This is a genomic window from Psychrobacter sp. ENNN9_III (assembly GCF_001462175.1).
In the GTDB taxonomy this organism is placed as follows: domain Bacteria; phylum Pseudomonadota; class Gammaproteobacteria; order Pseudomonadales; family Moraxellaceae; genus Psychrobacter.
Map to the genome: position 1 here is coordinate 1 of NZ_LNUO01000090.1, position 15136 is coordinate 15136.

Here is a 15136-nt window from a genome sequence, read left to right on the forward strand (position 1 = left end):
ACTGGTATCAGCGGGATAAGCTTCGCAGAACTCAGGATTTATCGGTAAGTCTTTGGCATCACTTTCCATGTAGGTGCGAATAAATGCCCAATGTACACGCGGGTCAACACTGACATCATGTGGTTTGATATGATGCGTAATATTCCCTGTCTTAGGGTCGGCAATATATAAGTTTAGCGGCGTATAAGCAGTATTATTTTTGATGGTGTGTATTTCAGGAATGAGGTCTTTATAATCTACTATCTTTAACTCAAAAGGTTTAAAAAACTGTAGTGAAGGGCGATAGTAATAAGCGACTTTTTGCTCTTCTCTTAAGAAGTAGTATTGTATACGGTATGGATGTTTTCTTATAAGTTGATAGAGAAGTAGAATTAGAGGTGTACAGGACGGAATAAATACAAATAATGCTATAAAAATATCTAGTAATAATAGAGGTATATTAGAACTTTGTAAATTTAAAAGATCATTAGTAAAAAGAATAAGAAACATGAAAGTAGAAAAATAAACCCAGCCAATACCAAAATACCAATACCAAAAATAGCTAGGAAAAAAAGTTAAGTAGTCGGGATTAATATTAGCAATTTCTTTATTTAGGTGCTCGATATCCTCGCTATCTTTTAATAACGTTTTATCTATCTTGCTGCTATAAGGGCTTTCAAGAACTTCTTGCAACTCATTAATGTGTTTGGCAAATTGACTATGTTTGTCTTCAATCATTGATTTATCTCTATTAGCTGGTCACCGTCGTACGCAGTTGATAATATGGATTCATACTTGGGTTTAGTGAGTACAAAACTACCACTCTTAACTGTTCAATCTGACGGTTAGGATTAGCTTGTGCTCTCTCTTTAGCTTCTTGCATTTGCTGTATCTTATTGGGGTCTCGTGTGCCTTCTTTGTATGAGCCTAAATATTGCGCTTGAAAGTGACTGGTTTTAGGGATGTCTAAGGTAACTTGTAGTCCTGCTTCGGTGATCATGGCTTTGTTTTGTCGCTTAAGCGTCTCTATGCTAAAGGACTTTCTATCTAGTCCCAGCTCTTGATTGCCGATACCGATAAACTCTACGACAAGCTCACTATTATCGTTCCATTGACTTAATGTTATCTCTATTTGTCCTGATAATGTTTGTCTAAAATCAGCAGTACTTGTTGCAAACCTTGGATTAACTTGTATCTCAGTTAAAGCTAAGGAGTAAGCGTGCATATCTTGCTCAAGGCTACTCATTGCCTGTATCTTAAACGGATTATTGGGATACTCGTCATTTAGCATAGACTTATTGCCAAAGATGCCAGCATCTAACCAATAGTGAACGGGCAATATATGACCTTTGTCATAGCGGAACGCGACCCATTGAGCGATTAAGCTAACGCCCCATGCAATAGCTATGATAGCGCCCAGCCAAGGTAATGCAAAAGCACCTGCGCTTGCAAATACCAATGTGCCATAGCCAAGACCTGCTACACCTGCTGTAAGTGCTGAGCCAATTGCTATGTTTGTAGCTCTTTCACTGATACCACTTTTATTCTCCATATGTCTTTCAAGACTTGTAAGTAAACTGTACACCTCAAATCCTGCACCGACTGCCCCAAGCACACCCACGCTTAAACTAAGCCTTGCCACCCATGCATTACGCGCCGCTTTCATCTGTAGTCCCGCATTGGCAACATCTAGGCTGGCAGTCATGAGCACAAGTGTCGTACTAGCATAAGCGGTCATAAACTCAAGACCCGCCCGATCGCCTCTACGCGTCATACTGCTAAGACTGCTCTTGCCCATCCAAATACTACGCAGCTGAAACAGCCCAATACCTACTGATACTAGTGCCGCTTTACCTGCTGATTGGCGCTCAAGTTGACTATACTGACCATTTATAGGGTCAAGATCGCTGTTGAGCTGAGTGACCTGTCTAGTTATGTCTTCATTAATGGTTTGCGTGGTACGTGCGATATCTTCGCTTGCATACATAGTGACTACAGTACGAGCGTGCTCATTACCATTAGCTGATTTATCAAATATATCCAGAGCTGTTTGATTCACACCATGTGAGTTTACTAAATCTATAGCAATTGGTGTTTGGACTGAGGAGGCGCTACTGACAACTCTATTGTCGATACTGGCTGGTAGTAGCGTGGCATGGGGTTTAGCTTTATTAATAGACCGACTCAGACGCTGCTCGCTCCATTTAAGTACGGCTTTTGGACTATACTTTAGAACTCTTTGCGCCAGTTTAAACTCTGTAGCTTGATGCACAGTAGCTTGTGACCACAGATCAAGTTTGTAGAGCAGTTTATGGTTGTCTTTTATATGTGCCATGTTACTACTTAGAGTTTGTACGACTTGCGCTTTGTAGTTAGCAAGATCGTTGAGACGCTGAATATCATGAGCTATATTGGCTTTAATGTTCTGTTTTTGCTTTTCAGCTTTAAATGCCATTGCCCAGTTCGTCGCTGTACCGACAAAGTCGCTTGCTCGGGCTAGGTTTTCAAAGGTTGGTGCGTCTTGCATTCTGTTGATGTCTTCTTGATCCAGACCAATGAGTGCTTTTATTAGCCAGTTGTCCTCTATAGAAGTATCGCCTGTGATACAAGGTAGTAGCGATTGTTCAAACTCTTGCTTGGCACTCATGCCAGATGCTTGCTCAGGCTGATAGTCTGCCCATATGCTGTCAGGTATGCCGATATTACTCTCGTCAATACCGATGCCTTGAATGGCTTGGGCGATAACTTGCGCGTAACCTACATGACTGTCCTCATCATTTTTAGGGAAGTCTTCACGCATTACCCTAGCAAACTCTGGATTTGTAATGGCCTCGACAAAGGTTTGTCGTGCAGCGGCAATAGCGGCTTTGTCTTGACGGCTCTTTTTTGCCTCCTCTAGGACAGCTTGGAATTTTTCTTGATTGATATAGTTATAAATGTTTTTATTATTATTATTTTTTTGGCTGATCTCATTGCGACCTGTTATATGATAACCCATAGTACTAGGCGCTTGCGGTACAGTTGAATCGTACTCAACACTGGCTTCTAAACTTTTTCGGATATTGTCGATAATAATGGCATTGACTTGCTCTCGGATTTTACCTTTATCTTTTTGAGCATCATCAAGTTTTTTGAGTAGATAATTTCGCTTCTCTGCTGCTGCTAATACTTCGCCTACAGGATCGTGTAGAGCAACCATCATGGGTTTAATTTCTAAAGCAAGAGCTTCACCGTATTCTTCAATACTCCTCTCCATGCTTCTATAAAGCGCTGTAGCGGCTACCGTACCTCCTACTATATCATTGCCTCCACTTTGCTCTGATACATCAACTCTACTTGCAATATCTCCATCTTGAGTGAGCTGTTTGCGTTGAGAAAAACTCTTTATATATCCAACTTCACTAGTGCTCATATTAACGGTATTTTTATTGCCAGTTAAGTCATCGGCAATGAACTTTTGCATGCGTTTATTACGTAGCTCTTTGTTATCAACATATTTTTTTTAATGTGGCTTTACTCAGTTTTACATGACTGACCATCAACCATGCTATATCTCCTTGAAGCAAAGTAATAAATTTACTATCCAACGTACTATGATTTTTTTCTGTACAATTAAATGGCTGTGCTCCTTCGTCAATATCATTGCTATCAGACTCATCTATATTCTGGACTTGTATCTGTCCAGACCGATTAATATCTTCTACAAAATCCTCCTCAAACAAACGTCTTTTTTCTTTTAGTGCACCATCAGACCCTGTGTAATATTCATACCAATAACAACCTTCATTATCTTCTACATAACAGTATAAATAAGAATGAGTGGGTAGGCTTGCAACCGCATTGTGACTGGATGGTATAGGGGTAATAGAATGGGAAAAGTAACGCTCGTCTCTTGGCGATATTTTATAGTCTGTTTTACTCAATACTACAGGTAAAATCGGTATGCCAACTTTTCCGCACTTATAAGAACAGCTCGTTTCTGCGATAACTGTTATTTTATCTGCAAGCACTTCTACGGACGGCTCATCGCTTTTAATTGGAATCTCATAGTTGTACTCTAATACTACAGGCTCGGATTTCTTTTTGTCTTGGTAACTTCTATGATTATTTATCAATCTATCCATAAAACTTAAGTCACTACTCATCTCCCTACTCCCTGATTTCTAGGCTGCTCTAAACTCTCAACAATATTCTTAACTGCTTGCTGCTGCGTAGTTTGACGTTGAACAATAAGTAATGCTTGGTTCATCACAGTTTTATAGGATTGAGTGTTAATCACTATTCGTTCTTTCAGTTGCCGCAATATCATATTTATCCACTCCGCTTGCCCAAGCAGCTGCCACTGCTGCTGACTGAACCGAAAAGGTAAAGGCTGGAGCTGCTCTAACTCCACTTCCGTATTAGATGGATATACTTCATTGAGTGTCGGAAACGTTAGTACGTTCATTTCATTATTCCAATCCACATAACAAATGTGAGATAAGCCCAACTTATATACTTGTAGCTTTTGTTGATCGGTCCACAGATGTGTTAATAGAGCCATGACTCTAGGATCCCAATAGCGCAAATAACGACGCTTTTTTGTCCCCATTCCATACGCCTGTCCTATCAGATATATACTATGTTTGAGCGTTTTAGTGATTGGTTGGTCAAACAACCATAGACAGACACTACGTGGATGCGGATGACCAGATATATCATAGGTGTTTTCATATAGTGCCAATGCCAGTAGCTGCTCAAGTAGCCGTTGACCTTTACTACTATCTAGTGACATCTCAATAAGTGCCAAATCATCGCTAAAGCTATGATGAATGCGTTTGATGCGCTTAAATGGCAAATCTATGCCGCAGTCCAATAAATCAAAGACGGCTGTACCGTAAGTATTTAGATCGATAAGGACCGTCAGCGTTTGATATTGATTATCAGAGACTGTTAGATATAAAGCCTTAAGTTGCTTTTGATAAGCGTCGGTCGCTTGAATATCATCGAGGAACTCTACTTTTGGTATTAGCATGCTTAGACTGCTCCACCTTTATTACCAGCACTACCAGTCTTGGCAGCACAGTCGGCAAGCTCATCTTGAGGCATGGTAATCGTTGGACCACGTCCACCCCCACTCCCCCAATCCACCTTACTCGCTTTATACCCAACTTGCTTGGGCGTAATAAACGTCACATTACCACCCGATATCTCAATACCGCTCCCTGCCGCTTTTAGCGTCAACGTATCAGGGGCGATAAACTCAATACTATCGCGGCTATGGATACGTAGCACTTGCTCGCTATCCAGACGCATCTCATCTTGATGGGCGTGCAATGTCACATCGCCGTACGCGGCGGTATGGGTCTGTGCTTTGTTTGAGTAATAGTGAATGTCGCCTGCCACCAACTGGTTCATCTGCGTTTGGCTATGATGGTGAGTACTACCTGTCGCATGACTGTGCGTGCTCTTCGTGCTGGTGTGCTGACTGTGTTGTCCACTTAATAGGGCTAGATGACGCTGGGAGTCGATCAATACATGCGGCTGTTGCCATTGTCCAGATTCATTTAAGTTGTTGTCGTTGGTGTCTTGGCTAAATTCGGCAAAGAAGGTTTGACTGTCTGCTTTATTGCCGCTTTGCTTGTTACTAGCATTGCCTTCTAGTCCAACTGGCTGATGGGTGTCAGCTAGCTGCGCGTAAGCTTGTTGATGCTGATCAGCGGTTTGCAGTTTGCCATGGCTGCTGTGACTCATATGAGCGTTTGATGCTTGGCTGGCAGTTTGACTGCTACTGATATGAATACCTGTGCTGCCTTGGACGTTGGCGGCAGCCTCAGTTTCAAGACTGATGCCTTGTCCACGCGCTTGACCTCGGGTGTGGTCGCTGTGCTGGTAGAGATGCCCTAAGCTCAAGCTGGATTGATAGCTGCTGCTATAGAGATTGATTTGCAGACTGTTTGGGTGGGCGTCAAACATGAGCTGGTTGTAGCCGTTGGTGGTGCTGTCTTTAGTCGCTTCTCCGGTGCGGCTGCTGTCAATGCTTTGGGTTTTGATGCCGTCGATGGGATGGGCATGGCTTTGGTTGATGAACCAAGCGGGACTAGTGGCGTCGATAAAGTCTGTGTCACTGGCGATGCGGTTGTGTTGGGCGTTATCGTTGCCTTGGCCGTTGTGGGTGCTGCCAATAATGATGGGATGGGTCAGGTCGCCACCGATGAAGTCAATGAGGACGTGTTGTCCGTGACGCAAAGGCTGGGTGTGTCCCATGTGATCACCGACTAAGTGGCTGGCGATGGGTATCCATTGGGCGCTGTCGTTTCTATTGTCGCTGCATTGTTCAGTGCTGTCTGTATCCTCCCAATGAAAACGGATGTGGGCGCGGTGATTGCGGTCAGTGTCTACGGCGCTGCCACTGGCGGTATCAACGATACTGGCACTCATCAGACCTGTGAGACTGGGATGCGGTGCGCCAAGCTCGCTTAACTGCTCACCAAAGGGATATGGTGGTGATGCGGATATGGGATATAGCAGGCTGTGATTTGATGGATGTTTTCATTATCATGTGCATGGTTTGTATTGGGCTGCAAGGTTATCGGGTCAAAGGGCGCATGTCCAAGCCAGTCCACTGGTATGTGGTTGTTGATACTGTGGTGAATGGAGACTAGGCTTATTGGTTCGGTGAGATACGGGTTGCCACTGATGAAATGGGCGCTTGGTAGACTCAGATGGCGAATATTGCCGGTTAGACTGCCAAGGTTGGCATGTTGTTGGGCGTGCTGCTGATAGCGGGTGGCAAGCGCAGTTAGTCCGTCGTCATTTAGGTAGCTATGACTGTGCAGGAAGCGGCTGTGGCTGCTTGGGCTGTCTGTATCTATGGCTTGCTCGCTGGTGCTGTTGCCAGTATAGGTGCCTACTAATCGATTGTCATAGCGGGTGAGCTGGCTTTGCTGGGTGTGCTGGGCTATTTGTGGGTATATGGCAGTGATACGGTCTTGTCTATCGGCGAGACTGGCGGGGTTTTGACTAAGGATACTCTGGATATCGTTATGATCTGGACGTAAGTCGCTATGGTCGTTGGGAATGAGCACTAGGGTGTGCTTGTCCGCCTCATGACGGTAGTAGCCAGTGATGCCGTATAGAGCGAGATATTGGATTAAGTAAGCCAGATCCGTTTGGTTATATTGGACGCTGTGCTGTATATGGTAATTGCTGGCGCTACTTAAGCGCTCGTCAATCTCAACGTTTATGTTATATGGGCTAATAATATCTTTGATAAGCTCACTTAGACTTAAATGATGGTGACGGCGGTTGTGACTGCTTAAGCGTAGCTGACTAAGAGCTGGTTCACAGATGATGCGGTAGGCGGCCATACCACTGTTGCTACCTAAAGCGATGACTTCAGTGATGATACCGTGGCGAATTTGGCTCGGCAGTAGCGTATCAGCCGTATGCCAGTGAATAGCAAGACTTTGCCCTAGCCACTGCTTTATATCCATTCCTGCTTGGGGATGCAGTAAAGTCATGCTAATACGGTAGCCACAAAACAGAGCGAGCTGACGCTGTTGATAGGTCTGCGCTCGTTGATCTTGATGATAAGGGCTTGGATAAGCGTCAGGCGTTGGCATAAGCGCAGGCTTACCCCAAACGCTGTCGGGCAAAGGCAACCCCAGTAAGCTTTCAACCAAGTCAGCCTGCTGAATGAGACTGGTGGCAATATCAGGATGAGCACTACTCAGTTGCACATGCCGCTTTGTTTGAGTCCATACCATAAAGTGCCCTTCTCTCTAAGTCCAAGGTTTAAAGCTTAAAATGACAAGGTGTAAATATTCTGGATAGACTACAAGCTAACAAACAGCCCAACCTCTAGTACATCCCAACCAACTGTCCAATTAACAAACGAATCAATAGCTATCATCTGATGACTCACGTTTGGGCTGAATACCAATCATGTCAGAGAGCATCGCTAACTGATCTTCGTTCTTAATAATATGAGTGAGCCACTGGTCCAGTGGCATATCTGCCCAATCAATGGCACGGCCAAGTAAAAACGTCACTGGGCTGTGCGGCTCATTGGTTGCAAAGTAGTCTTGTATTTGCCCTAACAGTTTAAGTGCTTGCCGACGGTTGCTTTGATGATCGCGATTGGTAGGATTAAAGCTAGTTGACACGGCGTTTGTTGAAGCAGATGGCTGCCCAGCACTCCTTGATGTCACATCCTCATTACTATTATCATAGATATTCGCATCAGTTATACCCTCTTGAATAGTTTTGTTTGCGTTATCAAATTGTTCAGGTATCAACGGGTGCAAATGTTGTTTGAGTGCAATTAATAAATCAGTCACCGGCGCAAAAACCGGAGCATCCATACCCATGAGATCGTTAAGCTGATCAGTTAAGGTCTGCCACTGAGTAGTTATATTACCAAGTTCAGTCATTAAGGCTTGTTGCCAAGACTCGCTACTGTTCTTAATAGCTTGGTTATAATCACTAAGTGTTAACTGATTACTGGCTTCACTATCTGGATTTTGCTGACGCTGCTTATCATGGTCACGAGCGGTCAAATAGTAATTATAATTATAATTGCCAATCTTAGTATCAGAGAGCGGTAGTTGCTTGAGATCATCTGTTAAAGCCTTGACGAACCACGAGAGCAAACCTGCTCTGATATCCATACTATCGTCTTCACCATCTAGTGGTGGATACATGGTGAGCCAATACTCATCATTTAGTTCCTGTAGCAAGCGTAACCCATGACTAATGCCTGCTAGATGATCGGTATGACTGAGCGCATCGACATACCATAATGCTAGCTTCATATCTTTACTGGTATCAGTCAGCAAGTCTGTACATTGAGTTTTCACAAAGTCCCAATCAGCGACTTTGAGTTCAGTGACCCAATTGCCTTGCGCCAGCAGTGGATCATCTTCTTGACGGGCAGCAACGATAGCATCAATGCGTGGATCAAAGGTCAGGTCTTCACCGACGCCTTGATGACTATCTGCAATAGGCGCTATAAGAGTTTCTATGCTGGGTAACGAAGAATGGTCAACACTCATTATGATAAATCCTCTTCAGTAATCTTTTTGGTTGCCGTTTTTTTCGCTGGAGTCTTTTTGGTAGTAGCTTTTTTTGTAGAGGTCTTTTTGCTAGCCACCTGTTTTGCAGTCAGCTGCTTGATTGCTGCTGTATTGACTTGATCATTACTGCTACTTTCAAGCTGGCCTTTTGAATTAATATTAGTAGTATTCTCAGTGTCAGAATTAGCTTCAGTCTCATCTTCACTGTATTGCGCCATTTGATTGAGAGCCACAATAACATCGCAGTCGAGACGATAAGCAAAATCGTCATTCTCATCGACGAATACCGTAATCTTTTTCAGTACACTTTGACTATCATCATGAGCAAGTAGCTGACCTGCCAGCTGCGGTAGCAACGTATGACTGATAATAGCGTCCGCATTGCGTGCACCAGAGTCAACTTCATGACAACGCGATAAAATTAGCTCAATAACCTCAGGATCGACGATACAAGGGACATCGTAATTATCACGAATACGACCAGTGATTTTATCTAGCTTAAGGCGAATAATTTCCGCTAGCGCGTCATCAGTCAACGGATAGTAAGGTATCACCGTCAGACGGCCCAAAAATGCTGGTTTAAAGGCTTTATACAAATGCGGGTTGATTGCTTGTTTTAGGCTGTCACTGTCGGGTAAGCTAAAATCAGTAACAGTAGGATCAGTATTGATACATTGCTGCATAATAGTAGAGGAACCAATATTACTGGTCAGCAAAATAAGAGTATTCTTGAAGTCGATTATGCGCCCTTCGCTATCTTCCATTACCCCTTTATCAAACACTTGATAAAATAAATCCAAGACATCCGGATGGGCTTTTTCCACCTCATCAAGTAATAGAACACTATAAGGTCGGCGTCTGATGGCCTCAGTCAATACGCCCCCTTCGCCATAACCAACGTAGCCTGGTGGCGAGCCTTTTAAAGACGCTACACTATGAGCTTCTTGATATTCGGACAGGTTAATCGTGATTAGATTACGCTCTCCTCCATATAATACTTCAGATAGTGCCAATGCCGTTTCTGTCTTCCCAACGCCGCTTGGCCCTACTAATAAGAACACGCCTTGCGGACGATTAGGATCATCTAAGCGTGCTTTCGCTGTATGAATACGCTTGACGATAGCGGCAACAGAATGGTCTTGTCCAATGACGCGCTCTTGCAAAGTATCAGCCAAGGTCAATATGTGGTTTTTTTCGTTACCTGCCATATCCGTTAACGGGATACCTGTCCAATCTGAGATAATTTGTTTGATGATCTGACGATCTAGTACAGCATGTATAAGACGTTGCGTTTCTTGTACTTGTTTTAATTGCTGCTCAATATTTTGGTACTCTACTTGTTTTTCTAAGCGCGCTTTTGCACTAAGAGTATTAGAGTCATCTAGCTCGCTATTCAACTGCTGGTTGAGCGCATCAAGTTGATCATTAAGCTGGCGTTGCTCCTGCCAGCGGCTCGTCATATCAGAAATGCTTTGTTGATTCGTCTGGCGCTGCTCGTCGAGTATGGCAATTTGTTGGCTAACTTTTTCTTTTTCATCAACACCGCCAATACGTTCAAGCTGCTGACTCAAATTATTAATGTGTTGCTCTAGCTGTACACCCTTAGCTTTTAGTCGATCAAGCTGATTGGGCATGGCTGTCTTTGATAAGCTTACGCGTGCAGCTGCCGTATCTAACACGCTTACTGCTTTATCGGGTAGCTGTCTGTCACTGATATAACGTGCTGATAACTCGACCGCCGCTTGTAGCGCATCATCGTCTATTAATATACCGAAATGCTCCTGCATCTTGGCACTCAAACCACGAATCATCGCGACCGCTGTATCGATATCAGGCTCATCTACTTTGACGACTTGGAAGCGGCGCGATAAGGCAGCGTCTTTTTCGAAGTACTTTTTGTACTCTGACCAAGTAGTAGCAGCAATCGTTCTTAGCTCACCGCGAGCCAGTGCAGGCTTAAGTAAGTTTGCAGCATCATTTTGACCAGCCTGCCCGCCAGCACCGATAAGCGTGTGCGCCTCATCGATGAACAAGATAATTGGGTGTAATGAGGCTTGAACTTCTTCGATGACTTGCTTTAAGCGATTTTCAAACTCACCTTTGACACTTGCGCCTGCTTGCAGTAGCCCCATGTCGAGACTGCGTATCGTCACATCTTTTAATTGATCAGGGACATAACCGGCGACTATCTTTTGTGCCAAACCTTCTACCACAGCAGTTTTACCAACGCCTGCCTCACCCGTCAAGATAGGATTATTTTGGCGACGGCGAATCAAAATATCGATCAGTTGATGAATCTCAAACTCACGACCAATGACTGGGTCTATTTGTTCAGCACTGGCCTTGGCGGTTAGGTCATAAGTATATTTATCCAAGGCAGGTGTGGGCTGCTTGGTGGTCTGGCTTATATCTGATTGATCGTGACTGTTATCAGAATCAGTACCATCAAGCTTTGAACCATCAAGTTCACTACTACCGAAATTGGCATTCTCATTTAACGCAGCTTTGTCTGATTTAACTGAGCCACTACCTTCAGTACTACCGAAACATTGGCGATCATAATCGTCCTTGAGGGTAAAGCGATCGATATACTGTAGTTGCTCCGGCAAAGTTTTGAGTAGTGACTGGTAACGCTCATAAGCCAATAGAACTAATAGTATGTGACCTGAGCGAATTTCTAGCGGACTGTTTTTGTTCTCACTTTGTCCATGTAGGCTGCTCGCTAACTCCCACGCATCTTCTAACAAAGCCATCAAGCCCTGACTAAATACAGGAGTTGAGCCTGTTGCCTGACTAAAACCAGTTAGTAAATCTGCTATCTCCGATAATAATAGCTGTTGATTAATCTTACTAACTTTTAATATCTGATCCACGTCATTGTTTGGTGTGGCAATGAGTTCATGTAGCAAGTGGATGGTATCGACTTCGCGATGCCCGTTATTGATACAAAGCCTAGCTGCCTGCTGCAAACACTGTCGACAGCTTGGACTTAAACGGGTAATAACAGCTTTTAGTTGGCTCATAAATCTTTTCCTTTAACATTCTCATTTGATTTAAAATTATATTTATAAACCCAATTCCAATTTTCTAACTGACAACTCTCTAACTGAATTGGCGAGGGTTGATGCTTGTCTTCCTGATCTATAACCTTCTTCTTGTGAACCCTCTTACTGTGCTATAACTTTCATTGAATAGGTAACGCATAACGGGTGTCGTCATGATGCTGAGTAGCAGGCTGCGATATTAAAAAACCACCGCGCCCCAAACCACTGCGATATTAAAAAAACCACCGCGCCCCAAACCACCAAAACCCTCTTCAGATAACGACAAGGGCTTAATATATTGGCGGTCCAGCTCTAGCTGCATCTCGACCGCCAAACACACACCGCACCATTTACGAATAAAATCAATGATGACTCGATACATATCGCCTGCTGGCAACAATCTGAGATAGCGCTTAGCATCCAATTGATGAAATACTATCCTAATCTTACTGTCGAACTGCACGGCACGCGCGCCGCAAAATGCTGACACACCAAGCGCTGCATACTGCCCACCAAGCGCTGTCTGTTCGGTAGCTGGTAGATCAAACCATTCAGGAACGAACTGCTGAACACTGACCGTGCTATCCAAAAACTGTGACAATACATGTGCTAATTGATCGGCCGTCAGACGTCCTGGGGCAATCATGCCAGCATAGGCAATCAAGCTGTCTATTGCCGTCAATTTCTTGGGCTGACGCGCAAGCGCTCGCAGACTTAAAAGGTAGCTGTCCTTTTTATCGTTTAATTCATATTGCAACGGCAAATTATAAAACCAGCTCGCTTGGACATACAAATCAGTCAGACGATGGTTAAACAAGTCTAAAAATTCTGGTGCCGCTTTATCTTTTGCATGATGTACTCTCGATGCTAGCTGATCGGTATACATCGCTGGTAAGACAGACATTGGGCCAGTAAGTCCGATGACCGATGGGTAAACCTCTAATTGTCTAACCTTTACTTGACTGGCATTTATTTGATTAGCATTGTCGTCCATGTTGTCTTGTGCGATTAGTGACATCGACTCAATCTCGGCTTGTGGATACGCCAAAGACAATGATGCACGGTAGCGCACCTCGATAGATGCATGCCCCATACTGGCTTCATGATGAACCAAACGTAACGCCTGCAATAGATCGTAGGCTTGCGGCGTAGCGATTAGATCCGTTAAATAAGAGGACTGAGACCACTGCGTGGCTGACATCTATATATCTCCTCTTTGGTTACGGCATCACTAATGACAACTTCAACAAAGCTATTTAAGCTGGCGTGATAACCAAAAACATGAGCCAGTAAATGGGCAAACTGACGGATACTAACACCAGCAAAGTTTTTTTGATTAATACGAATATCAATCTCGGTTCCACGCACAAATCCTGGTTGTGGCAAACGTTGAATACGCCGAGCTTTAATACTGGTCGCAACAGAGACAATGCCTTCGACCAAAAGTTTATTTGAGGCTGATTGGGTAATGTCGTACAGTGATAGATACTCTTTCATCAGCTCAGCGTCTTGGGCGGCAAGTGATAAAAAGTTTAAACTAATTAGTGATATCAGTCGCCAGCGCTCTTCACCAGTGTATGCAAAACGTGCGGTTCTGGTTGGTTGCTTTAACAATGACAGACTACTAAATCCTGTCATACCCTCACTAAACAGATCACCGCGACTTTGACCGAACACCACTTGCGCAGGTAAGTCTCTATTAGTACATAGCAAAGAAGCACTCATACTGACCGCACCTGACAAATCTTCGCGGCTCTTTTCTACAAACATAATCTGATATTCAAAACCCTGCTTAAATTCAGCCATATCCTTATCACGCTTAATATGATAATAACGACCTTCATCTTGCTGCTCATAATGATTCAGCGCATAAAATGGATGATACTCACGCTGTACTAAACGGTTATCATTTTGTTTGGACTCTATGACTTTATTGACCTCATAGATTTCATGCTGAAAGAGCGCGCGGGTATCGGGCACTAAGTCATAGTAGATAGAACGATGAGTCACTTGAATTGGCTTGGCTGCTGCCTTGAATAGATTTACGACTGGCGTACAAAACAACTTGATACTGCTTGCACTCAGCTGTTGTAGGTTTTTTAGGCGAATAGTGTTCTTTTTATCAAACTTGAAATAACAACGAATCTCAAAACCATGCTATCAATTTTTCAAAACCACTGCTATCAATTTTTAGTTCAGGGCAAGCATGACCAAGATTTAAGCGCAGAAAGTTAAATTTTTCTGGAAAATAAAAGTATTCTTTTAATAAAGCGGAAGCCGCATTACTCACTCTGTGCGTCGGCAAAATCTGTTGCTCAGGATCGAAGCCAATTATTTCAAACGGACTGCCAACTACCTTATTAACTTGACTACCGTGGAGATGAGTTTGTCTGACATCACACCATAGCAAGTCCCACAGGCTAGTACCTTGACTGGCATCTTCATCTATATATAAATCCAGCGAGTGTTCCTGTAACGCTTGATAATTAAAGCTTGGGTTAAGACCTTTAAACTTAATACTAATACAACCATTGAGCAGTCCATGCTGATTGTCATACACTTCTTGATGGGTCTCAAAACTGACAGCATCGATCTCTAGTGGTAGCAAGGTAACGTCTTGGGTTGATTGAAACTGACAAGGCGTGCCATTTATTTTTTGGGTAGAGAACGCGGTATGTTTAGGTACCAAGACAGCTTCACTCATCGCATTGCCCTGTACACCTAGATTAAATTGAGCGATGGATACTGAAGGGAAAGGTTTAAGATAGTCGGGATACACGACTTCTAATAAAGATTCGGTAAAGTCGGCGTACGAATCGTCCAGCTTTTTATTAATGCGCGCACTAATCAGCGAAAAAGCCTGTATCAACCGTTCGATATGCGGATCATCTACCGTGTCATGCCCCATCAATAGCCGATTGGCAATTTTTGGGTACTTTTTGGCAAACTCTTTTGACTGTTTATTAAACAGACTAAGCTCATGCTCAAAATAAGGAAGTAGACTGTCCATGGGGCCTCAATATGTTTATCGCTGCTATATATACAGATTTAACTGTG

12 protein-coding genes are annotated in these 15136 nt (G+C 43.5%); 1 reads left to right on the plus strand and 11 read right to left on the minus strand.

The genetic code is table 11. The features are described 5' to 3' along the window. From PENNN9_RS05705 to PENNN9_RS05725, 5 genes are all read right to left on the minus strand, one after another. Window positions 1–717, minus strand: a 717-nt coding sequence (locus PENNN9_RS05705) for a DUF6708 domain-containing protein (protein WP_156410078.1), incomplete at its 3' end; no start/stop codon positions are given. 13 nt (window positions 718–730) lie between these two features. Further along, a complete protein-coding gene (locus PENNN9_RS05710) occupies window positions 731–3442 on the minus strand; it encodes a sulfite exporter TauE/SafE family protein (RefSeq protein ID WP_058368753.1) in 2712 nt (903 codons plus the stop codon). A gap of 25 nt (window positions 3443–3467) precedes the next feature. Beyond that, on the minus strand, window positions 3468–4124 hold the full coding sequence (locus tag PENNN9_RS05715) for a toxin VasX (protein ID WP_058368754.1): 657 nt from the start codon (window positions 4122–4124) through the stop codon (window positions 3468–3470). After that, complete coding sequence (locus PENNN9_RS05720; protein WP_058368755.1) at window positions 4121–4993, minus strand: hypothetical protein; 873 nt, start codon at window positions 4991–4993, stop codon at window positions 4121–4123. Before PENNN9_RS05720 ends, PENNN9_RS05715 begins: the two co-directional genes overlap by 4 nt. 2 nt (window positions 4994–4995) lie before the next feature. Beyond that, entirely contained in the window at window positions 4996–5934 is a 939-nt protein-coding gene (locus PENNN9_RS05725) for a DUF2345 domain-containing protein (protein WP_058368756.1), read from the minus strand. Between the two features lie 306 nt (window positions 5935–6240). On the opposite strand from PENNN9_RS05725, the gene PENNN9_RS12800 reads away from it, so the two are divergent. Beyond that, window positions 6241–6441: a hypothetical protein gene (locus PENNN9_RS12800; RefSeq protein ID WP_058368758.1), complete on the plus strand. Its 201-nt coding sequence runs from the start codon at window positions 6241–6243 to the stop codon at window positions 6439–6441. On the opposite strand, the gene PENNN9_RS05740 is transcribed toward PENNN9_RS12800, so the two are convergent. The 6 genes from PENNN9_RS05740 to tssF (PENNN9_RS13340) all read right to left on the minus strand — a co-directional run bounded on the left by PENNN9_RS05740 (window position 6438) and on the right by tssF (PENNN9_RS13340) (window position 15089). Further along, entirely contained in the window at window positions 6438–7727 is a 1290-nt protein-coding gene (locus PENNN9_RS05740; protein ID WP_058368759.1) for a phage late control D family protein, read from the minus strand. The genes PENNN9_RS12800 and PENNN9_RS05740 overlap by 4 nt on opposite strands. A 132-nt stretch (window positions 7728–7859) precedes the next feature. Then, entirely contained in the window at window positions 7860–9014 is a 1155-nt protein-coding gene (tssA, locus tag PENNN9_RS05745) for a type VI secretion system protein TssA (protein WP_058368760.1), read from the minus strand. Next, window positions 9014–12058, minus strand: coding sequence for a type VI secretion system ATPase TssH (tssH, locus tag PENNN9_RS05750; protein ID WP_058368761.1), 3045 nt, complete (start codon window positions 12056–12058; stop codon window positions 9014–9016). Before tssH ends, tssA begins: the two co-directional genes overlap by 1 nt. A gap of 220 nt (window positions 12059–12278) precedes the next feature. Continuing rightward, complete coding sequence (tssG, locus tag PENNN9_RS05755) at window positions 12279–13280, minus strand: type VI secretion system baseplate subunit TssG (protein ID WP_058368762.1); 1002 nt, start codon at window positions 13278–13280, stop codon at window positions 12279–12281. Beyond that, entirely contained in the window at window positions 13244–14224 is a 981-nt protein-coding gene (tssF, locus tag PENNN9_RS13335) for a type VI secretion system baseplate subunit TssF (RefSeq protein WP_082638011.1), read from the minus strand. Before tssF (PENNN9_RS13335) ends, tssG begins: the two co-directional genes overlap by 37 nt. A gap of 1 nt (window position 14225) precedes the next feature. After that, the gene (gene tssF / locus PENNN9_RS13340) at window positions 14226–15089 is read right to left on the minus strand and encodes a type VI secretion system baseplate subunit TssF (RefSeq protein WP_058368764.1); all 864 of its coding nucleotides are present in this window, start codon (window positions 15087–15089) and stop codon (window positions 14226–14228) included. Window positions 15090–15136 lie beyond the last annotated feature (47 nt).

What these genes read in the sequence shown, in the direction of transcription:
- PENNN9_RS05710 (WP_058368753.1), bottom strand. Translation starts at nt 3,442, where the DNA reads ATGCAAAAGTTCATTGCCGATGACTTAACTGGCAATAAAAATACCGTT.
- PENNN9_RS05715 (WP_058368754.1), bottom strand. Translation starts at nt 4,124, where the DNA reads ATGAGTAGTGACTTAAGTTTTATGGATAGATTGATAAATAATCATAGA.
- PENNN9_RS05720 (WP_058368755.1), bottom strand. Translation starts at nt 4,993, where the DNA reads ATGCTAATACCAAAAGTAGAGTTCCTCGATGATATTCAAGCGACCGAC.
- PENNN9_RS05725 (WP_058368756.1), bottom strand. Translation starts at nt 5,934, where the DNA reads ATGTTTGACGCCCACCCAAACAGTCTGCAAATCAATCTCTATAGCAGC.
- PENNN9_RS05740 (WP_058368759.1), bottom strand. Translation starts at nt 7,727, where the DNA reads ATGGTATGGACTCAAACAAAGCGGCATGTGCAACTGAGTAGTGCTCAT.
- tssA (WP_058368760.1), bottom strand. Translation starts at nt 9,014, where the DNA reads ATGAGTGTTGACCATTCTTCGTTACCCAGCATAGAAACTCTTATAGCG.
- tssH (WP_058368761.1), bottom strand. Translation starts at nt 12,058, where the DNA reads ATGAGCCAACTAAAAGCTGTTATTACCCGTTTAAGTCCAAGCTGTCGA.
- tssG (WP_058368762.1), bottom strand. Translation starts at nt 13,280, where the DNA reads ATGTCAGCCACGCAGTGGTCTCAGTCCTCTTATTTAACGGATCTAATC.
- tssF (WP_058368764.1), bottom strand. Translation starts at nt 15,089, where the DNA reads ATGGACAGTCTACTTCCTTATTTTGAGCATGAGCTTAGTCTGTTTAAT.